This window comes from Sphingobium sp. HDIP04 (assembly GCF_000445085.1).
In the GTDB taxonomy this organism is placed as follows: domain Bacteria; phylum Pseudomonadota; class Alphaproteobacteria; order Sphingomonadales; family Sphingomonadaceae; genus Sphingobium; species Sphingobium indicum.
In genome coordinates this window covers 18,019-36,810 of the sequence record NZ_ATDO01000123.1, presented here as the reverse complement: position 1 = coordinate 36,810, position 18,792 = coordinate 18,019, and the positions used below count along the sequence as shown (strand labels likewise).

General features: G+C 66.3%; 20 protein-coding genes. 1 reads left to right on the top strand and 19 read right to left on the bottom strand.

Annotated elements, in window-relative coordinates; genetic code table 11:
- Nucleotides 1-69 precede the first annotated feature (69 nt).
- The 18 genes from L286_RS43360 to L286_RS43275 form a co-directional block, all read right to left on the bottom strand.
- On the bottom strand, nucleotides 70-1,128 hold the full coding sequence (locus tag L286_RS43360; RefSeq protein WP_020818455.1) for an NADH:ubiquinone reductase (Na(+)-transporting) subunit F: 1,059 nt from the start codon (nucleotides 1,126-1,128) through the stop codon (nucleotides 70-72).
- Entirely contained in the window at nucleotides 1,128-1,487 is a 360-nt protein-coding gene (locus L286_RS43355) for a phenol hydroxylase subunit P4 (protein WP_007684802.1), read from the bottom strand. Before L286_RS43355 ends, L286_RS43360 begins: the two co-directional genes overlap by 1 nt.
- Nucleotides 1,488-1,538: 51 nt before the next feature.
- Complete coding sequence (locus tag L286_RS43350; protein ID WP_021223931.1) at nucleotides 1,539-3,095, bottom strand: YHS domain-containing protein; 1,557 nt, start codon at nucleotides 3,093-3,095, stop codon at nucleotides 1,539-1,541.
- Nucleotides 3,096-3,098: 3 nt separating this feature from the next.
- Nucleotides 3,099-3,371: an MmoB/DmpM family protein gene (locus L286_RS43345; RefSeq protein ID WP_007684796.1), complete on the bottom strand. Its 273-nt coding sequence runs from the start codon at nucleotides 3,369-3,371 to the stop codon at nucleotides 3,099-3,101.
- On the bottom strand, nucleotides 3,368-4,363 hold the full coding sequence (locus L286_RS43340) for a phenol hydroxylase (RefSeq protein WP_020818453.1): 996 nt from the start codon (nucleotides 4,361-4,363) through the stop codon (nucleotides 3,368-3,370). The genes L286_RS43345 and L286_RS43340 overlap by 4 nt, the downstream gene beginning before the upstream one ends.
- A 23-nt stretch (nucleotides 4,364-4,386) precedes the next feature.
- Nucleotides 4,387-4,638: a phenol hydroxylase subunit gene (locus tag L286_RS43335; protein WP_007684793.1), complete on the bottom strand. Its 252-nt coding sequence runs from the start codon at nucleotides 4,636-4,638 to the stop codon at nucleotides 4,387-4,389.
- A gap of 296 nt (nucleotides 4,639-4,934) precedes the next feature.
- Nucleotides 4,935-7,484, bottom strand: a complete 2,550-nt coding sequence (locus tag L286_RS43330; protein WP_007684791.1) for a TonB-dependent receptor — start codon at nucleotides 7,482-7,484, stop codon at nucleotides 4,935-4,937.
- A 64-nt stretch (nucleotides 7,485-7,548) separates the two neighbouring features.
- Complete coding sequence (locus L286_RS43325; RefSeq protein WP_007684789.1) at nucleotides 7,549-8,481, bottom strand: catechol 2,3-dioxygenase; 933 nt, start codon at nucleotides 8,479-8,481, stop codon at nucleotides 7,549-7,551.
- A complete protein-coding gene (locus L286_RS43320; protein WP_007684785.1) occupies nucleotides 8,482-8,928 on the bottom strand; it encodes a GlcG/HbpS family heme-binding protein in 447 nt (148 codons plus the stop codon).
- Nucleotides 8,925-9,272: a 2Fe-2S iron-sulfur cluster-binding protein gene (locus tag L286_RS43315; protein WP_007684784.1), complete on the bottom strand. Its 348-nt coding sequence runs from the start codon at nucleotides 9,270-9,272 to the stop codon at nucleotides 8,925-8,927. The genes L286_RS43320 and L286_RS43315 overlap by 4 nt, the downstream gene beginning before the upstream one ends.
- A 124-nt stretch (nucleotides 9,273-9,396) precedes the next feature.
- Nucleotides 9,397-9,822 carry a tautomerase family protein gene (locus L286_RS43310; protein ID WP_007684782.1) on the bottom strand — a complete coding sequence of 142 codons (426 nt, stop codon included), beginning with the start codon at nucleotides 9,820-9,822 and terminating at the stop codon, nucleotides 9,397-9,399.
- A gap of 16 nt (nucleotides 9,823-9,838) precedes the next feature.
- Nucleotides 9,839-10,612: an SDR family oxidoreductase gene (locus L286_RS43305; protein ID WP_020818451.1), complete on the bottom strand. Its 774-nt coding sequence runs from the start codon at nucleotides 10,610-10,612 to the stop codon at nucleotides 9,839-9,841.
- Nucleotides 10,613-10,641: 29 nt separating this feature from the next.
- Nucleotides 10,642-11,688: a 4-hydroxy-2-oxovalerate aldolase gene (dmpG, locus tag L286_RS43300; protein WP_020818450.1), complete on the bottom strand. Its 1,047-nt coding sequence runs from the start codon at nucleotides 11,686-11,688 to the stop codon at nucleotides 10,642-10,644.
- Nucleotides 11,685-12,575 (bottom strand): acetaldehyde dehydrogenase (acetylating), encoded by an 891-nt coding sequence (locus L286_RS43295; protein WP_020818449.1) that lies wholly within the window; start codon nucleotides 12,573-12,575, stop codon nucleotides 11,685-11,687. The genes dmpG and L286_RS43295 overlap by 4 nt, the downstream gene beginning before the upstream one ends.
- Nucleotides 12,572-12,778: a tautomerase family protein gene (locus L286_RS43290; protein ID WP_007684774.1), complete on the bottom strand. Its 207-nt coding sequence runs from the start codon at nucleotides 12,776-12,778 to the stop codon at nucleotides 12,572-12,574. Before L286_RS43290 ends, L286_RS43295 begins: the two co-directional genes overlap by 4 nt.
- A complete protein-coding gene (locus L286_RS43285; RefSeq protein WP_020818448.1) occupies nucleotides 12,778-13,563 on the bottom strand; it encodes a 2-keto-4-pentenoate hydratase in 786 nt (261 codons plus the stop codon). Before L286_RS43285 ends, L286_RS43290 begins: the two co-directional genes overlap by 1 nt.
- The gene (locus L286_RS43280; protein WP_020818447.1) at nucleotides 13,556-14,365 is read right to left on the bottom strand and encodes a fumarylacetoacetate hydrolase family protein; all 810 of its coding nucleotides are present in this window, start codon (nucleotides 14,363-14,365) and stop codon (nucleotides 13,556-13,558) included. Before L286_RS43280 ends, L286_RS43285 begins: the two co-directional genes overlap by 8 nt.
- Entirely contained in the window at nucleotides 14,362-15,804 is a 1,443-nt protein-coding gene (locus tag L286_RS43275) for a 2-hydroxymuconic semialdehyde dehydrogenase (protein ID WP_020818446.1), read from the bottom strand. The genes L286_RS43280 and L286_RS43275 overlap by 4 nt, the downstream gene beginning before the upstream one ends.
- Nucleotides 15,805-15,925: 121 nt before the next feature.
- Between L286_RS43275 and L286_RS43270 the strand changes: the two genes are divergently transcribed.
- Nucleotides 15,926-16,855, top strand: coding sequence for a LysR family transcriptional regulator (locus tag L286_RS43270; protein ID WP_013039618.1), 930 nt, complete (start codon nucleotides 15,926-15,928; stop codon nucleotides 16,853-16,855).
- A 13-nt stretch (nucleotides 16,856-16,868) separates the two neighbouring features.
- Here L286_RS43270 and L286_RS43265 read toward each other — a convergent pair whose 3' ends face one another.
- Nucleotides 16,869-18,608 carry a sigma-54-dependent Fis family transcriptional regulator gene (locus L286_RS43265; protein WP_020818445.1) on the bottom strand — a complete coding sequence of 580 codons (1,740 nt, stop codon included), beginning with the start codon at nucleotides 18,606-18,608 and terminating at the stop codon, nucleotides 16,869-16,871.
- Nucleotides 18,609-18,792: the final 184 nt, after the last annotated feature.

The window sequence follows — 18,792 nt, the reverse complement described above, 5'->3', positions numbered from 1 at the left end:
CTTCGCCCTTCTCCCCTCGCCGGTCCGGCCGTTTCGCCGCTTGCTGCCCGATCCTAGCGCAATATCCGGTCAGATGCGCCTGAAAAGCGGACTTCGAACCTGCTGCGCGTCGGCGGCGGAGAAGAATTTTTCGGTGTAGATGTCCTTTTCGAACAGCCGCCCCTGCATCAGCGCGGCAAGGCAGGCCTCGATCATCACCGGCGGACCGCAAAGATAGGCCTTGTGCCCGCGGAAATCATTGTCGAACGTCGCCCGTGCGGCTTCGTGGACATAGCCGCGAAAACCCGTCCAGCCGCTGTCCGCCGGCTCATCCGAAAGCGCGGGGATATAGCGGAAATTGGCATGAGCCGCGGCCAGCGCCTCGAACTCCTCATGATAATAAAGCTCCTCCCGGCTGCGCGCGCCATAGACCAGCGTGATCGGCAGCGTCTCGTTGCGGGCGATCAGGTCGAGGATCATCGACCGGGGCGAGGACAGGCCCGAACCGCCGGCCAGGAAAAGCAGGGGCGCCTTCGCCGAATGGCGCACGAAGAAGCGGCCATAGGGGCCGGACAGCTTCACCCGGTCGCCCTCCTTCAGATGCTCATGTATCCATGTCGTGCCGACGCCGCCGGGCACGATGCGGATATTGAGTTCGACGGCGTCGGGCGCATGGGGATCGCTGGCAAGGGAGAAGGCGCGAGTCAGAACCCCCTCCTCCCCCACCGTCAGGTTCACATATTGCCCCGCCTGGAACCGGATCGGTCGGTCCAGCGCGACATGGATGCCCCTGATGGTCGGGGTCAGCGGATCGATGCGGGTGACGACGCCCTCGAAATCCTCGACCGGGATTCCCAGCGCGTCGGGGTCTTCCTCTATATCCGCCTCTATGCTGGCGTCGCTTTCAAGGCGCGCGCAACAGGCCAGCGCCTTGCCCTCGTCGCGCTCGAAATCCATCAGCGCGAAGCTGGACGCCTCCCCATGGTCGATTTCCCCGTCCGTCACCTGGATCTTGCAGGTCGCGCACAGGCCATGACAACAGGCATGCGGCAACCAGATGCCTGCGCGCAGGCAGGCGTCGAGGATGGTTTGCCCCTCCGCCACTTCCACCTCGTCGCCGGTGGTCTCGATGGTCAGGGTATAGCTCATCAGATGCCGGCTCCGTTCAGGCCATCCAGGCCCGGCGTGCGGAATCGCAACGCATCCTTGTGCCTGAGGCCGTTGGCAGCGATGCCGGCCTGCATGTCGGGGACGAAGGCTTCGCCGTTGCGGGTCCAGACGGCGCTGTTCCAGTCGATCCCCGCCCAGTCGGGGTGCTGGCCGAAAATCTCCGCCATGGGTCCGGCGATGAAGTGCGCGAAGGGCAGGTCCGGCGGCAACGGCCAGGCATAGGGGCTGGAAAAGAGCAGATGCCCGTCCCAACCGGCATAGATGACGCAGGCGCCGTGGAAATTTTCGGCCTTGTCCGCCGGTTCGAATTCATAGGTGTCGATGGCTTTGACGGCCATGATGTCTCTCCTGGAATATTATCCCTTCCGTGAAGGCGGTGTGGCCGGCTGTCAGTCGTTGGCCTTTGCAAGGCCGCGCCACATGGCGAAATTCGCTTCGTCCCTGGACCCGTTGTGCAGGCCGTTGTCCCGCCCATGCTCGATGCGGAAGAAGGCGAGCGCCTCGGCGGCGGGATTGAAGCCCTCGGCCGTCGGGTCCGCGCCGGGGCGGAAGGCGTTGCCCTTGAAGACCTCGTGCCCGGCGATCTTCGACTGGATGAATTTTTCCGGCTCGTCCTCGAAAATGTCGCGGCAATGGTCGGAGCAGAAATGATATTGCTCGCCCTTGTATTCGGCATGGCGCTGGCACAGCGTCAGCGGGTCGCCCGGCTCGGTGAACATCATCGGAATCTGGCAGACCTGGCATTGCATCGGCACGGCCGTCGCCTCGAACGGCTTTCCTTCCGCTTCGCACTTCGCCCAATATTCATAGCGCGGACGGTAATAGCGGTCGAACGTGTCCGGATATTTGGCGGACAGCCAGTCCATGTCCTCCTTCGACGGCAGCCAGACATGGAAGTCGCTGGTGCCGCGCGCCTGGTAGAAATGGCACCATGCGATATGGGACAGGTGGTCGCGCTCCAGCCTGATCTGCTCGACGCAGGGCGGCATGACGATGCCGTAGCGGGCGAGATCGCGGAACAGCGCCCCGCAATTCTCCTCGAAATAGATTTCCCACGCCTCCGCCCAGCTCATCACCCGCTTGGGCAGCATGTAATCCTGCATCATCGCGACCAGCGTCAGCAGCCGCACGCCGCGCCAGGTCCATTTGTTCAGCCATTTCTGGACGATCGGGACATTGGCCGGGTCCTGCTCCAGCACGAACTTGATGACCTCCAGCCCCAGGGTCATGTGCCGCGCCTCGTCCGACTGGGCGGAAAAGCCGAAGGTCATCGCGCCCATGTCGCCATTATAGGCCGCGCCCGAAATGAAGGGTACGAAGACGAGGTTGGTCAGCACATATTCGAAGGCGAAGCCGATGGCGACGATGAATTCGAACGGGCCGCCGGTCGCCGCATCCTCGAAGAAGCTCTTGGGCACCTGAAGATAGGGCAGATAGTCGTGATGATGGCGGAACTCCGCCATGCCGCTATAATAGCGGTTATAGTTGCTGATGGCGTGGATCTGCGTCTGCGAATGGCGCATCTCGTCCAGCGACTGCATCATGCAGGCGACGCGCGGGCCGACGCCGCGGAATTGCCGTCCGATATGGGCGAAGCCCCGGTGCGACATATATTCCAGCGGGGCGAAGCCGTTGACGAACAGCTTGACCGTATTGATGTAGCGCGCATCGGACAGGGTGAGATGGCCGTTGCTCTGTGCGAAGGCGTCGACGATGGCGTAGAGCTTCCGCTCCTTTTCCGCCTGATATTTCCAATAGGCGTCCATGGTCAGGCGGAACGGGTCTTCCCACGCGTCCCAGTCGTGGATCCTGATCCCCTCGAACTGGTCCATGGGGAAGATGTCGTCGATCGGCTGATAGCTCGGTTCCCAGCCAAGGCCCCGCGTCATCAGCGCATAGCGTTCCTTGAGGCCGAGTTTCTTCTTCTTCGTGACGGGCATGTCCATGGCTCAGCGGTCCCAGCTCAGAGTGAATATGTCGTCGGTCTCGTCCACGCGGCCCGACAGGGAGATCATGTTGACGTGCAGTTCCTGAAGGTCGAAATCGCGGCCGATCAGCTCCTCGATCGTTTCGCGGCGCACGACCAGCGTGCCCGGCGCGGTGATGCGCACCATCGCCGGCTGCGGGTCCAGGCTGGCGGCGGGATTGTCCGCCATGATCGCGTCGATGACATGGCGGGTGTCGTCATTGGCCTGGAGCGCGAGGAAGACGGTGCTGCTCATGCGCGGACCCCCGCCCTGGCGGCGCGGGCGTCGAGCGCGGCGCACAGTTCGTCCATGACGGCGGCGGATCGGTCGCCCAGCCCCATTTCGGCCAGCGGGCAGAGCGCGGCGGCCGCCCGCGGCGTCCATTTGGCGATCCACCAGCCGATCAGCGCGGCATTGCCCGCATCGTCGGCGCAGGCGGCCTTGATCTGCGCGTCGACCCATTTGCGTGTCTCTGCCGCCCATTCGTTCTGGAACTGGGTCATCATCGCCACCGCCGCGCCGCCGCGCTGCGCCAGGTCGCCGTCGACGATCGTCTGGAAGACCAGGGGATAGAGCAGGCCGTCGAGCAGGAAATCCTGCGCCACGAACAGTTCGAACCAGTCCTGCTCGACGAACATATCCTCGACCAGGCGACGCAGCGACTGCCAGCGCACGTCGCGCAGCCACGCCTCCTTCGCCGCGTCCAACGCTTCGGGTTCGGCGAGCAGCAGGCCAAGGCGCGTGTCGAACTGCGCGATGCCCAGCTGGTCCATCGCATAATAGAGCGCCGGCTGGGTGATGCCCGTGCCATAGCCATAGGCGGCGATGAAGTCATTGTTCATCGAAGCGCCCCAGGCGACATGGCGCAGCGGCAGGATCAGGTCGAGCGCCAGGGCGCGGATGTCGTCGGGCAAAGCGTCGGCCAGCCCCCGCGTCTCGACGAAGTCGAAGGCGGCCTCTGCCGCCTCCTGCTGCCTGGCGCGGGCCAGGACGTAGCTGCCGTAATAATATTGGCGCGGATCGCGGAAGGCGTACCAGTCCGCCATCTTCAGCTTCGTGCGGCTCTCGTCGAAATAGTCGTGGGCCGGGTCCCAGAGCGGACGATAATGCTGGTTGCCCGTGGTCTGGAGGCCGATCGTGCCCTCCTGATAGCGGGACGCCGGCTTGTCGCCGCCGATATGGCGCGCGACATGGCCATAGGTCTGTCGCTGCGGCGCGATGGTGACGGTGCGCAGGTCCATCTGCATGGGGTCGGTCTCTCCTCTCTTGCCTATCGGGCTTCGCCGGCGATCACCCGCGCCAGCCGGACGTCGAAATCGTCCTGCTCCAGCGGCTGGCCGGTTACGTCGATCACGCGGTTGACGGCGCAGAATTCCTCGAACGCCGCGGTCGGCATCAGCAGTTCCACGAAGATTTCCGGCGCGCCGATGGCGAAGTCGAATTCGACCAGCCCGTTTTCGCGGCGGTTGCGGACGCGCACGAACTTCGCGTCCAATATGTCGGATTGCGGCTGTTCCGCCATCTTCCTCTCCCGGCTGTTGCCTTGTCCTTTTGGTTTAGCAAGGGCCATGCCAGTTCGACTTTCCCCGAAAATCCAGGGTTTTCGCGCAAGCCGCATCGACAATTTCGTCAATTGCGGTCCGCCGTCGACAATTTTGTCGAAACCGCGCCCGCCTTCCTCCCCCCCAGGAAAAAAGGACCGCCCGGACCGGCCTGCCTGGGCAGCGGATCCGGACGGTCATGGCAGGCCGGCGCGCGGGAACCGTCCCTTGCGCCCCGTATCCCGCAGCCCGAACCGCTGCGGGAACCCCCTTGTCCTCAGTTGCGCACGCGCAGGGTCAGGAACCATTCGCGCGGGCGGCTGAACACGCCGGAATAGATCGCCTCCGCATTGGTGTAGCCCGACACGACGGCGCGCCGATCGGCGATGTTGGTGACCCCGGCCTGAAGCTCGTAGCGTTCGCCGGGCGCGCGCCAGGTGACGGAACCGTTGAAGAAGCTGCCTGCCGGCGTGGCCAGCAAGGGCGTATTCGCCTCGTCATTGTAGGTCTTGCTGGCATAGGTCCAGTCGACCCGCGGCGTGAAGCTGCCGATGCCGCCCGTCTCGAAGGTGTAGGCGGTGCCCGCCTGCGCCTGCCATTTGGGCGTGTTCACGAACTTCTCCTTCCCCGTCAGCGGCACGCCGGGCAGGATGCTCTGATATTCCGCGTCCAGATAGCCAAGGCTGGCGTCCAGCGTCCAGTTGCGCGCCGGGGCCAGGTTCAGTTCGGCCTCCACGCCCCGGATGCGCCCGTCCCCGCCATTGGCGGTGACCGGGGACGATCCGTTCTGGAAGGTGAGCTGGATGCTGTTATATTCCGTGTTGAACGCCGCGACGTTCAGCCGGACGCGGCGGTCGAACAGTTCGGACTTGATGCCGATTTCGGTCGTATAGGCCTTTTCGGGGCCAAATGTCGGCGCGGGCAGCTTGACCGGCACGCCGTTGACGACGGTGAAATTGGGCAGCGTCAGGCGCGTGGTCCAGCCGCCGCCCTTGTACCCCGTGGCGTAGGAGGCATAGGCCATCACCCGCCGGTTGATATGATATTCCGCGCCGATCCGGTAGGAGACGTTTTCGAACGACATGCTGTTTTCGCCCAGCGGATAGACGCGGTAGATGTCGTTGGGATCGGGCAGGACGAGCGCGGGCGGCGCCTGCGTCAGGCGCAGGCCGAAGGCGTTTTCGTCCCGCTGCGTGCCCGTGAAGCGCTTGTCGTCGCGGGTATAGCGGATGCCGAGCGTCAGCCCCAGCCTGTCGGGAATGACATCGATATTGTTGTGCATGAAGGCGGCGTAGGATTTTGTGTCGTAACGGTCGTTCGACACGATCTGGATCATGCCGCCGATGAAGGGCACCCGGTCCGCATGACGGCCATATTCGTGGAAATAATAGCCGCCCAGCACGAATTTCCAGCGATTGTCCCAGATGTTGCCGACCAGTTGCACTTCCTGCGAAAGCTGGTTTTCCCAATCCGCGAAGGTGGGCGCCAGCGCGGAGAAGGGCGCCCCGCCGATGTCGGCGCCGAATTTGGACTTCAACCGGCGATAGGCGGTGATCGACTTGATCGTCAGCGCGTCGGTCAGGTCGTAATCGATCTGGCCGTTGATGCCGTAATTGTCGATCTTGTTGTAATTGGCGCCGCTGGCATAGCTGAGATCGGGATTGATGCTGCCGTCCGCGTTGCGGATCACATAGCGGTTGTCATAGGGCAGGTTCTGCCCCGCCTGGCTTTCCAGCGAAGGCTGGATGCCGGCCGGCGACCCGGCATTGCCGCGCGCGCCCTGGCACAGGTCGGTCACGCCGGCGGCGGGCACGCCCGCCAGCGCGGCGACCGGCGCGTAGAAGGCCGGATTGCCCGAGATGCAGGTGTTGTAGAGCGCGACATAGGCATTCTGGTTGACCGCCAGCAGCGAGAAGGGCGTCGCCTGCTCATCCACGTTCAGATAGTCGCCGATCAGCCGCATGGTCAGCCTGTCATTGGGCGTGAACAGGAATTTCAGGCGCACGGCGGTCTGGTTCATGTTGCCCGACCGACCCGGCCTGTCCTTCGCGGTCGTCGGGAACAGGATCGCGCCGTCCGTATTGCCGTTGGCCGGGCCGCCCGACGCGCCGCCGGTCGCCAGCAGCCAGATCGGGTTGTTGCCGGTATCGCCTTCATAGGGGATGCGCTTCTGCCAGCCGTCGCGATGCTTGGTGGAAAAGGCCAGGCCCATGTGCAGCACGCCCGGCGCCAGCGGCGCTTCCAGCGCGCCGCGCACGTCGATGCGGTCGTATCGGCCGGTCGTGACCTCGCCCTTCACCCTCCATTCGTCGCCCGGATCGGACGTGACGATGTTGAGCGCGCCGCCGATGGTGTTGCGCCCGAACAGCGTGCCCTGCGGTCCTTTGAGCACTTCGACGCGCTGAAGGTCCAGCAGGTCGACATTCGCGCCGATGTTGCGGGCGAGGTAGACATTGTCGACATAGACGCCCACGCCCGGTTCCAGGTTGAAGCCGAAATCATTCTGGCCGATGCCGCGGATATAGGTGAAGAGGGTCGAACTGGACCCGCCGAACGCGCCGGAGCTTTTCAGGGTGACGTTGGGCGCCTGCCCGGAAATGCTGGCGATGTCGGTCAGCCCCTTGGACTGGAGCGCTTCGGACGTGACGGCGGAAATGGCGATCGGCACCTGCTGCGCGCTTTCGGACCGCTTCTGCGCGGTGACGACGATGTCCTGGAGGCCGACATTTTCCTGCGGCGCGGCGGCGTCCTGCGCCATCGCGACCGATGTCGAAAGGACGAGCGCCACCGCCAGCGCGGACGCGCCGTTCGAAATTCCAGACTTCATGATTAAACTCCCCTTGTCCCTTATATCTCGGCCGCCTTTTCGCGGCCTGTCGTGTCGACGACCGTCAGGTCAGAACGTTCAGAAAGCTGTCGCGCGGCATATTGTCCTGCGAGAATGTGGCCTTGCCCAACTGGCTGGTGTCCCAGGTCAGCGTCGGCGTGTCGGGATAATGGACATAGCCGCCGGTGAAGACTTCATTGCGGTTGCCCGACGGATCGAAGAAATAGATGGTCGCGCCGCGCGTCACCCCATGGCGGTTCACCGACACGTCGACCGGGATCTCATATTTGCCGATCAGGTCGCCCGCGTGGAACAGGTCGTTCACCGAATCCAGCAGGAAGGAGACATGGTGGAACCGGCTGCCCTCCGGTTGCAGGATGAAGGCGATGTCATGCGGCTTGTTGGAGCAGGACAGGAAGACGGCGAGCCGGGTCTCGTCCCCCTGCGTGACCAGTTCCTCGCTGACGGTAAAGCCGAATATGCCGGTGAAGATGTCCCTGTTCTTGACGATGTCGGGACCGCCCAGCAGCACATGGTCCAGCCGCACGCAGCGGAAGCCGCGAATATAGCCTTCGTCGGGAATGGTGCCGGGGTTGCGGGTCGGCATGCCGTTGCCGATCTTCTCCTTGTCGGCATAGATGTGCATGACATGGCCCGACGGCAGGGTGAAGCGGATGCGCCGGCCGCTCTTGGGATAGACGCCCGCCTCCACATGTTCGACGGCAAGCCCGTAATCGGTCAGCGCCGCGGCGAAATGGTCGATCTCCGCATCCTCATAGGTGCGGAAGGCGAAATATTCGACGCCCGGCGCATCGGCCTTTTTCAGGACCAGCGAATACCAGTCATGCTCGTCCGCGACCTTGTAATAGAGCTTGTCGGGGTCGCCCTGATAGGTTTCGATGAGGCCCATCCGCTCGCCATAGTGGCGGCGGGCTTCGTCGATGTCGAACACCCTGACGCACACCTCGCCGACCCGGAGCAATCCACGAATCGCCATTCATTCTCTCCCAGAAATATCCTCGCGCAGCATGGCCGCCAGGGCGGCTGCGGCGATGTCCTCGTCTTCAACCTCGCTGCCGCCGGACACGCCGACCGCCCCGACCGGGCGGCCCTGCAATTCGGCGGGGCAGCCGCCCGGAACCTCCGTCAGGCGCGGGCGGCGCAGCAACCCGTCGCGCACCGGGCGCGGCGCCTGCTCCAGCAGCGCGCCGAAATCGCGCGTCGTCATCGCGAAGCTGGCAGCGGTATAGGCCTTGTCGATCGCCAGTTCGCCTGAACTAAGGAACGATCCCGGCATCCGCAGATAGCCCGCAAGATTGCCCGCCCCATCCACCACCGCGACATGCACGCGAACGCCGATCGCCTCCGCGCGGGCGCGGGCGGCCGACAGCATCCGCTCCACCGCCTGCGCCGCGGGGGCGCCGATGTCCGCGATCGCGCTCATGCGGCGCGGCCGACCGGCGCGACGCCAAGGGACGCGCGCGGCAGCGGCACGGCGCGGATGTCGCTCGACGGATAGGCGCGGCACGCCAGGACGATGCCGTCCCGCTCGTCCGCAGCACTCACCACGGCGCGGTTCATATGCCCGGTGGAACAGCGGCCCGCCTGTATCCGGATGCGGCAGACGCCGCAGCCGCCGCCGCGGCATCCCACGGCCAGCGCCTTGCGCCCGGACTCGATCATCGCCGCCAACAGGCTCTGGTCGGCGCGGCAGGGAAAGCGCGCGCCCGCAATCTCTATCTGAAACGACGCCGCTTGCGTCAGGCCTTCCACATCGCGATCGTCCATCCGATCTCTCTCCTGCCGTCATTCTGTTCTTTTCACCGATCATAATCATGGGGTGAATTACCGACAAATACCCTTTCCGCTTACCTGTGATACTCCACGCATATCACCTTGCGCCCGCCATCCGTCATCCGGCGCGCAGCGACGCTTCGGAAGCGCGCGCCTCGCTGGCGGGAACGCCGCCGATGCTCCACAGCGCGGGCGCGACCTGCATCACCGTGCCGCGTATCAGCGACCGTTCGCAGCCCAGATGGCGCTCGACAAGGTCGGTGAATCCCGCCGCCAGGGCCTGCAACTGGCCGGCCGGGCGGCCTTCCAGCGCGATGCAGGTGAACCAGGGCGCGGCCGTCCCTCCGTCGCTGACCAGCCGGCCGCCCGTCGCCCAGCGATGCGCCGGCACGTTCGTCGCGAAGGCGCGCACCCGCTCCAGGGGCGGCGGCGAGACCGTGGGATAAAGCGCCTGCACATAGAATAGCGAGGCCGCCTCCAGCAGCGCGGCCACCGCCTCGTCCGGATATTGGTCCGCCACCAGGTGGAATTGCACGATGGGCATGCCGCTTCTCCTTCCTTCAGGGCAGGCCGCGCCTGCGGCCCGCGTCCAGCATCATCGCAGCGCCCGCCATGGCGTCCGCCTCCGCATCGAGCAGCATCGCCACAGCCCAGGCGACCTGGCCCGGCGTGGTGAGCGCGCCAATGGCGGATTCGCCGCGCATCGCGTCCAGCTCGTCCGCTACCGAGCCGCCATTTTCAGACGCCCGCGCCGCCGCGACCTTGTGCAGCCGATCGGTATCGGCGGGGCCGGGGGCGACCAGATGGGCGGTGATCCCCTCCCCGCCATAGGCCCAGCTCATCTGCCGCACCACATTGGCGAGCGCCGCATTGGCGACCCCGGCGGTGGCGGCATAGGCGGTCGGCTCGAACCCGTAATGGCCGCCGATCGCGACGAGGCGGCTGTGGCGGCGCAGTCGGTCCTCCACCGCGCGCACCAGCCGGACGAAGCCGCCGACCTTGATGTTGCAGGCCTCCACCAGCGCGTCGGTGGGCGCGGCGCGAATGCCGCCCGCCACCGGCACGCCGGGCGCATGGACGACCATGGCGACCGGCCGGTCCAGCCGCGCCCGAAGCGCATCGACCGCATCGTCGGACGCGAAGTCGGCCACGACCGGCATCACCACGCCCGCGCCATGGCGATCGACCAGCGCCTCCAGCGGCTCGCGCGACCGCGCCACCGCGACGACATGCATCTTGCGCGCCACCAGCCCGGCGACGATCGCCTTGCCCAATGCGCCGCTCGCGCCGACGACCACGCAATGGGCGCCGAAATTCCTGCCCGGAACGGACATGCTCTTCACTCCGATCTGAAAACCGGGCGTCAGGCCGAAATCAGCCCGCGCTCCTTCGCCATTGTGAGGGCGGTATCCTCTATCATGTCCTCCTGCCCGCCGATCATCTTCAGGCGGCCCAGTTCGACCAGCAGGTCGCGGGCGGGCAGGCCATATTTGCGCTCGCAATCCTTGGCCGCGTAGAGGAAGGTGGAATAGACCCCGGCATAGCCCAGCGTCAGGCTGTCCCGGTCGGCGCGCGGCGGCTTCGCCATCATCGGCAGCACCCGCTCCTCCGCGACGTCCATCAGGCGGAAGGTGTCGACGCCCGTTTCCACCCCCATCCGCTCGCATACGGCGGCGAAGACCTCCAGCGGGCTGTTGCCGGCGCCTGCGCCGAAACCGGCGGCGGACCCGTCGATCCGGCTGGCTCCCGCCGCCACGGCGGCCAGCGAATTGGCGATCCCAAGGCCCAGATTGTGATGGCCGTGGAACCCGATCTCCGTTTCCGCCTGCAACGCCCCCCTCAACGCGCCGATCCGCGCCGTCACCTCTTCGGGCAGCATGTAGCCGGCGCTGTCGACGCAATAGACGGTCGTCGCGCCATAGCCTTCCATCAGCAGCGCCTGTTCGACCAGCGTTTCGACCGATGTCATGTGCGCCATCATCAGGAAGCCCACGGTGTCGAGCCCCAGCTTCCGGCCAAGGCCGATATGCTGTTCGGTCACGTCCGCCTCCGTGCAGTGGGACGCGACATGGACGCAGCCCGCGCCGCAATCCGCCGCCATGCGCAGTTCGTCCAGCGTGCCGATGCCCGGCACATGCAGCACCGACACGGTGGCGTTCTTCATGCGGGACGCGACGGCGGTGATATAGTCGCGGTCGCTATGCGCGCCGCGCCCATAGTTGAGCGACGAACCGCCCAGACCATCGCCATGCGTCACCTGCAACAGGGGCACGCCCGCCTCGTCCAGCCCGGTCGAGATGGCGATCATCTGGTCCAGGCTGATCTGGTGCCGCATCGAATGCATGCCGTCGCGCAGGCACATGTCATGCAGCTTGACCTTCCGGCCCTTGATCTGCGCCGTCGTCGTCATTGCACGCTCTCCATCATTTCCTGCGCGAACATCTCGCCCGTGCGCGCGGCGGCGGCGGTCATGATGTCCAGATTGCCCGCATATCGGGGCAGGAAGTCGCCCAGCCCCTCCACCTCCAGGAAGATGGAGACCTTGCGCCCCTCGAAGGTCGGCCCGTTCTTCAGCCGATAGCCCGGCACATAGCGCTGCACCTGCGCGATCATCTCGCGCACGGATGCGCTGATCGCCTCGCGGTCCGGCTCGTCGGCGGTCTCGCAATAGACGGTGTCGCGCATCATCAGCGGCGGTTCGGCGGGATTGATGACGACGATCGCCTTGCCCTTCGCCGCGCCGCCGACCTTCTCGATCGCGGCGGAGGTGGTGCGGGTGAACTCGTCGATATTCTTGCGCGTGCCGGGTCCGATCGACCTGGACGCCACGGTCGCGATGATCTCCGCATAGTCGACCGGCTGGACGCGGCTGACCGCGTTCACCATCGGGATCGTCGCCTGACCCGCGCAGGTCACCATGTTGACGTTGACCGCGCCGTCGCGCGCCTGCCGCGCCAAGTTGACCGCCGGCACGCAAAGCGGACCGATGGCCGCCGGCGTCAGGTCGATCATCAGCACGCCCAGCTCGTTCAGCTTGCGGCTGTTTTCGGCATGGACATAGGCCGACGTCGCGTCGAACGCGATCTTCACGCCGTCCCTGGCGACATGCGGCACCAGGCCGTCGACGCCCGCGTCGGTGGTCTTCAGCCCCAGCTCCCGCGCCCGCGCCAGCCCCTCGGACGTCGGATCGACGCCGACCATCCAGACCGGCTCCAGCCTGTCGGAACGCAGCAGCTTGTAGAGCAGGTCGGTGCCGATATTGCCCGGCCCGATGATGGCGCATTTCACTTTGGTCATCGACTTTGTCCCTGCTGCGCCTTTTCGCCGAACGTCACGCCGGCGACGGCATAATGGTCCAAGGGGGTTTCGTTCAGGATCACGCGCACCTGGTCGGGACGCACGTCCATGGTTTCGACCGTCGCCTGGGTAAGGGCGCGGATGAAGGCGCGTTTCCTTTCCATCGAACGGCCTTCGCCAATGACCACGGATATAATCGGCATCAGTCGATCCTCACATTGATGCTGCCCATCTCTTGAAAGCGGGCGCAGACGATGTCGCCTTTGGCGATCGGCATCGCCTCCGTCGCGGCGCCGGTCAGCACCACCGATCCGGCGGGCAATATCCGCCCCCGCTCATGCAGCCAGGCGACCAGCATCTGCACGGCGCGGGCGGGATGGCCCAGCACCGCGCCCGAACAGGCCAGCGCCGCCGCCTCGCCGTTGATTTCCAGCACGATGCCGATGGTCGCGGGGTCGACGTCGCCGGGCCGCCGCATCCGCCCGCCCATGACGAAGCGCGCGCTGGAGCCATTGTCCGCGACGACGCTCGGCAGGTCGAACCTGAACTTTTCGAACCGGCTGTCGAGTATCTCGATGGCGGGCTGGATGAAGTCCGTCGCGGCATGGACCTGATCGATGGAAACGTCCGGGCCGGACAGGTCGCGGGCCATGACATAGGCGATCTCTCCCTCGACGCGCGGATGGATCAGCCCGGCGGTCGGCACCGCGCTGCCCTCCGCATCGCATGTGTCGCGCATCAGCAGGCCGAAGCTCGGCACGTCGACGCCCATCTGGATCATCTTGGCCCGCGAGGTGAGACCGGCCTTGTAGCCGATCAGCGCCCGGCCCCGCGCCTGCCAGCGGCGCAGGCATTCGTCCTGCACGGCATAGCCGTCATCGACGGTCATGCCGGGATAATCGTCGGTCAGCTTCGCGATGGTGCGGCGGTTCGACTGGGCGCCGTCCACCCGGTTCGCCAGTTCGGCGATGGCTGCTGCATCAAGCATCGGCGGTCCTCCGGCCGAAGGTCAGGGAACAATCGCCGATCCCGCCGATGCGCATGGCGATATGGTCGCCCTCGCCCACCGGGAACATCGGCCCCAGCGCGCCGGACAGGATCACCTCCCCGGCCAGGAAGGGCATGTCGAGCCGGCCCAGCGTATTGGCGAGCCAGGCGACCGCATTGGCGGGCGATCCCTGCACGGCCGCGCCCACGCCCACGGCCACCTGCTCGCCATTGCGCTCCGCCCACATGCCGGCCAGCGCCAGATCCACGTCGCGCGGATCGATCTTCTCGCGGCCCAGCGCATAGACCCCGCAGGACGCGTTGTCGGCCACAGTGTCCTGGATGCGGATGTCCCAGTTCGTGATGCGGCTGTCGACGATTTCGAAACAGGCGCGGACATGGTCCGTCGCCGCCAGCACGTCCGCCGCCGTGACGCCGGGGCCTTTCAGGTCGCGTTTCAGGACGAAGGCGATTTCGGCCTCCGCCTTGGGCTGGATCAGCGCTTCGATGGGGACGGTCGCGCCATCGTCATAGGCCATGGCGCTGGTCAATATGCCGAAGTCCGGCTCGAACACGCCGATGGCGTTCTGCACGGCCCTGGACGTGACGCCGATCTTCTTGCCGACCACCGTCTCGCCCGCGGCGACGCGCCGCCCGACCATGCGGGCCTGGATGTGATAGGCATCGACGATGGTGATGCCCGGCACCCGGTCCCGCAGGTTGGGGACGGTCGCGCCGGCGACCAGCGCCTCGTAAAGCTCGTCGCCGTGCCGGGCGATGGCGGCCGCGTCCAGCATGGTCACAGCTTCACGCAGATGTTGCGCAGCTCGGTGTAGAATTCGAGGCTGTGGACCCCGCCTTCCCGGCCGATGCCGCTGTGCCCGGTGCCGCCGAAGGGCGTGCGCAGGTCGCGCAGGAACCAGCTGTTGACCCAGGTGATGCCCACGTCGACCTCCGCCGCGACGCGGTGCGCGCGCGACAGGTTTTGCGTGAAGATGGCGGCGGAAAGGCCATAGTCGGTCGCGTTGGCGACGGCGATGGCCTCCTCCTCGCTGTCGAAGGGGCGGATATGGCAGCAGGGACCGAAAATCTCCTCGTTCCAGACCGACGCCTCGTCCGCCAGGCCGGTCCAGATCGTCGGCTGCACCCAATGGCCGCCCGAAAGCTCGTCGGGCATGGTCGGCACGCCGCCGCCGGTCACGACCCTCGCCCCCTCCGCCACGGCCTTCGCATAATAGGACAGCACCTTCTCGCGATGCTCGGCGGAGATAAGCGGACCCAGCGTCGCGCCGGGCTTGAGCGCCTCCGCCTTTTCCTTGAGACCCGCGACCAGCGCCTCGAACAGCGGCCGCTCGACCAGCACCCGCTCGGTGCCCAGGCACACCTGCCCGCAATTGAGGAAGACGGATCGGCCCAGCGCCTCCAGCGTCACGTCGAGGTCGGCGTCGGCAAAGACGATCGCGCTGTTCTTGCCGCCCAATTCAAAGGACACGTCGCGCAGGCCGTGCGCCGCCGCCTGCATGATGGCGGTGCCGGTGCGCGTCTCGCCGGTGAAGGTGATCGCGTCGACGCCCGGATGCTGGGTCAGGTATCCGCCCGCGCTGTCCGGGCCGAAGCCGTGGACGACATTATAGACGCCCGCGGGCACGCCCGCATCGTTCATCACCTCGCCCAGCAGCGTCGCGGTGCCCGGCGTCTCCTCCGACGGCTTCACGATCACGCTGTTGCCGCAGGCCAGAGCCGGCGCGACCTTCCACGTCATCAGCAGCAGCGGCGCGTTCCACGGGCAGATGACGCCGATCACGCCCTTGGGCTTGCGAATCGCATAGTTGAGCGCGCCCCGCCCGTCCGGAGTCGGCGTCTGGAAGCTCTCGGTCGCGACATTCTTCACGACGTCGGCGAAAATCCGGAAATTGGCCGCGCCGCGCGGGATGAAGGCATGTTCCATCATCGACCGGGGCTGGCCGGTATCGGCCATTTCCGCCGCCACGAAATCGTCGAAGCGCCGGGTGATCCCGTCCGCGACGGCCCGCATCAGGTCGGACCGATCATCCACCGTCAGCCCTGCCCAGGGGCCTTTCTGCGCCGCCCGCGCAGCCTGCACCGCCAGGTCGATCTCGGCGCGGCCGCCCTCATGCACATGGCCGATCAGCGCTCCGTCGCTCGGCCGATATTTGGGAAAAGTCCTGCCGGACGTTCCCTGCGTGAAGGTTCCGCCGATGAAATGCCGGAAATGCGCCAACTGTCCTCTCCATGTCGTTGCCAGACCTTCTAACGAAGGATAGCCTTACCCAATAATACTGTTTTATGCTCTTTGAGATACCTGCAAGGCATATCTCGACAGCATCGGAAAGGCGCAAGACATGTTCGCGAACCGCATCGACATCCGCCACCTGCGCTATTTCGTGGAGACCGTGCGCCACGGCAGCATCCGGGGCGCATCCCAGGAACTCCATCTGTCCCAGCCGCCGCTGACCCGCCAGATCCAGTATCTGGAGGAAGTGCTGGGCGTGTCCCTGCTGGTGCGCAAGCGGCATGGCGTCGAACCCACCGCCGCCGGGCAGGCCCTCTATACGGAGGCGGTGAACATCCTGAACCTGGTGGAACAGGCCTGCGCCACGACGCAACTGATCGGCCAGGGCGCGCTCGGCCGGCTGGACGTGGGCGTGTTCGGGTCCGCCGTGCTCGACATCGTGCCGCGCATCGTGCTCGAATTTCGAAAGCGCTATCCCAATGTCGAGGTGGTCCTGCACAATATGGACCGCGACACGCAGGTTAAGGCGTTGCAGGAACGGCGGATCGCCATCGGCTTCAACCGATTCTTCCTCGAATATCCCGGACTGCAATGGGAAAGCGTGGTGCATGAACCGATGATCATCGCCATGCCGCGCCATCACCGGCTGGCGGGCCGCGCATCCATCGCCCTGTCGGACCTGGCGGGGGAACCGATGATCTTCTACCCCCGCGCCAGCCAGTCGGGCGGGTTCAGCAATTTCCTGCTGCGCGCCTTTCACGATCTCAACATCGAACCCAATGTCGTGCAGACGGTCGATGACGTGGTGACGGCCGTCGCCTTCGTGTCGAGCGGCGTGGGACTGGCGGCGGCGGTGGAATCGGCGCGCACGCTGCAATTGCCGGACGTGGTCTATGTGCCGCTGGCCGAAGATGACGGTCCGGCCGCGTTCGACCTGTGCATGATCTGCCGTTCCGGCGACGAATCGCCGCTGATCGAAGGTTTCCGCCAGGCGGTGAAGACGGTGACGGGGCCGCCGGCCGACCGCGGCCTTCGATAGCGGAAGCGGGCCTTCATCCGCCCCGCCGCCCCTTCCAATATTGCACCTGCGCGCGCGTCATGCCCAGCGCGGCGGCGGCGGCGCTGGCATTGCCCCCGCTGCGTTCCAGCGCGGCCGCGATCAGCCGGTCGGCGATCTCCTGCCGGCTGAGCCCGCTGTCGAGCAGCATCGCGCCGACATCCGCCTCCGCGCCCCCGCCGCCCCCGCGAAACCGGCGCGCGACGAAATCGCGGAACGGGTCGGGCACGAAGCCTTCGGTCCGGTTGCCCACGCCCAGCGTCAGATGGTGCAGGCCGATCGCCTCCCCCTCCCCGGCCAGGATGACGCCGCGCTCCACCAGATTCTCCATCTCGCGGATATTGCCCGGCCAGCCATAGTCGTGGAAGGCGCGGACGACCTCCGCCTCCAGGCGCAGCAGGCCGCGCCCGTGCCGCTGGCAGAGACGGGCGAGGAAATGATTGGCCAGCACCGGAATGTCCGCCCGCCGCTCCCGCAGCGGCGGGATATAGACGGGAAAGGGACTCAGCCGGTGGAACAGGTCGGCGCGGAAACGGCCCGCCTCCATCTCGGCGCGCAGGTCGGCATTGGTGGCGGCGATCAGGCGGACATCGGCGGTCAGCGTCCTCGTCCCGCCCACCCGCTCATAATCGCCGTCCTGCAACACGCGCAGCAGCTTGCCCTGCGCGGCGAGGGACAGCGTGCCGATCTCGTCCAGGAACAGCGTGCCGCCCGCCGCCCGCTCGAATCGGCCGGGGCGCGTGGCGATCGCGCCGGTGAAGGCGCCCTTCTCCACCCCGAACAGTTCCGCCTCCAGCAATGTCTCTGGAATGGCGGCGCAGTTGACCGCGACGATCGGCCTGTCGGCCCGCCGGCTGCGCTTGTGCAGCTCGCGCGCGAACACTTCCTTGCCGACGCCGCTTTCGCCCAGGAACAGCACCGGCGCCATGGTCGGCGCGACCTTGTCCACCAGGTGCAGCACCGTGTTGAAGCCGGACGACGCGCCCACGATGGCGCGGGCGCCGATATGCAGGTCGGCGTCGACCGGCGCCGCGCTGTCCGGCGGCGGCGGGCGGCGGCTGTAGGTGTCGGCGCGGAACCAGCGCAGTTCGTTGTCGGCGTCCGGCCACTCGTCCGCCGGCCGCCCGACCAGATAACAGCGGTCATGCCCCATCGCGATGCATTCCAGTTCGCGGAACACCATCGGCCGGCCGAAGAAGGTGGAGGCATAGCCCGAAGCATATCCCGCCTGCTGCCATCCCGCCGGATGCGCGCCGATGCCCATTTCCTGCACATGGGACGCGCATTCCGCCGAATTGTGCCAGACATATTCGCCATGGAAGCGCCCGGCCTCGAAATCCGCCTCGAACGCCAGTTCCTCGACCTGCACGGCCCCTTTCAGCGCATGGAATTGCGGCCCGGCGCGATAGATGTCCTCCAGGGTGCCGTTATGCCGCAATTCCTGCGCGAGCTGCGCATCCGCGACGCCGGTGCCATAGCCGATGCGCGACATCAGCATGCGCGCGCTTTCATAGCCGAGAGCGCGCACCAATTCCCGCCGCAACTGGCCAAGCACGATGTCGTCGACCAGCAGCATCCGCCGCTTGCCCAGGCGGATTTCCGCCCGCGCCGGGTCGAAGTGGAAGCTGTCGCGCAGATCGGCAAGGTCGCTCTCGCCCACCGGCGCGACCCCGCCATCGTGAAATGCCGTGCCCAGTCCCGACTTGCCGGATGCCGATCCGCCTGCCCGCGCCATGTCCTCTCCTGTTTAATATTCGACAGTCATAGGGGCAATGTCGGATGATTTTCAACAGCCCGATCATGCCCGCCCGCCGCGGGGGCGATGGGCGCCCTTTCCTTCCCGCCCCCTTTTCCCGGCGCGGGACCGGCATTTCGGCGGCCTCGGCCGCATCGGCAGGACCGCGCGGCGCGATCTGGCA

What these genes read in the sequence shown, in the direction of transcription:
- L286_RS43360 (WP_020818455.1), bottom strand. Translation starts at nt 1,128, where the DNA reads ATGAGCTATACCCTGACCATCGAGACCACCGGCGACGAGGTGGAAGTG.
- L286_RS43355 (WP_007684802.1), bottom strand. Translation starts at nt 1,487, where the DNA reads ATGGCCGTCAAAGCCATCGACACCTATGAATTCGAACCGGCGGACAAG.
- L286_RS43350 (WP_021223931.1), bottom strand. Translation starts at nt 3,095, where the DNA reads ATGGACATGCCCGTCACGAAGAAGAAGAAACTCGGCCTCAAGGAACGC.
- L286_RS43345 (WP_007684796.1), bottom strand. Translation starts at nt 3,371, where the DNA reads ATGAGCAGCACCGTCTTCCTCGCGCTCCAGGCCAATGACGACACCCGC.
- L286_RS43340 (WP_020818453.1), bottom strand. Translation starts at nt 4,363, where the DNA reads ATGCAGATGGACCTGCGCACCGTCACCATCGCGCCGCAGCGACAGACC.
- L286_RS43335 (WP_007684793.1), bottom strand. Translation starts at nt 4,638, where the DNA reads ATGGCGGAACAGCCGCAATCCGACATATTGGACGCGAAGTTCGTGCGC.
- L286_RS43330 (WP_007684791.1), bottom strand. Translation starts at nt 7,484, where the DNA reads ATGAAGTCTGGAATTTCGAACGGCGCGTCCGCGCTGGCGGTGGCGCTC.
- L286_RS43325 (WP_007684789.1), bottom strand. Translation starts at nt 8,481, where the DNA reads ATGGCGATTCGTGGATTGCTCCGGGTCGGCGAGGTGTGCGTCAGGGTG.
- L286_RS43320 (WP_007684785.1), bottom strand. Translation starts at nt 8,928, where the DNA reads ATGAGCGCGATCGCGGACATCGGCGCCCCCGCGGCGCAGGCGGTGGAG.
- L286_RS43315 (WP_007684784.1), bottom strand. Translation starts at nt 9,272, where the DNA reads ATGGACGATCGCGATGTGGAAGGCCTGACGCAAGCGGCGTCGTTTCAG.
- L286_RS43310 (WP_007684782.1), bottom strand. Translation starts at nt 9,822, where the DNA reads ATGCCCATCGTGCAATTCCACCTGGTGGCGGACCAATATCCGGACGAG.
- L286_RS43305 (WP_020818451.1), bottom strand. Translation starts at nt 10,612, where the DNA reads ATGTCCGTTCCGGGCAGGAATTTCGGCGCCCATTGCGTGGTCGTCGGC.
- dmpG (WP_020818450.1), bottom strand. Translation starts at nt 11,688, where the DNA reads ATGACGACGACGGCGCAGATCAAGGGCCGGAAGGTCAAGCTGCATGAC.
- L286_RS43295 (WP_020818449.1), bottom strand. Translation starts at nt 12,575, where the DNA reads ATGACCAAAGTGAAATGCGCCATCATCGGGCCGGGCAATATCGGCACC.
- L286_RS43290 (WP_007684774.1), bottom strand. Translation starts at nt 12,778, where the DNA reads ATGCCGATTATATCCGTGGTCATTGGCGAAGGCCGTTCGATGGAAAGG.
- L286_RS43285 (WP_020818448.1), bottom strand. Translation starts at nt 13,563, where the DNA reads ATGCTTGATGCAGCAGCCATCGCCGAACTGGCGAACCGGGTGGACGGC.
- L286_RS43270 (WP_013039618.1), top strand. Translation starts at nt 15,926, where the DNA reads ATGTTCGCGAACCGCATCGACATCCGCCACCTGCGCTATTTCGTGGAG.
- L286_RS43265 (WP_020818445.1), bottom strand. Translation starts at nt 18,608, where the DNA reads ATGGCGCGGGCAGGCGGATCGGCATCCGGCAAGTCGGGACTGGGCACG.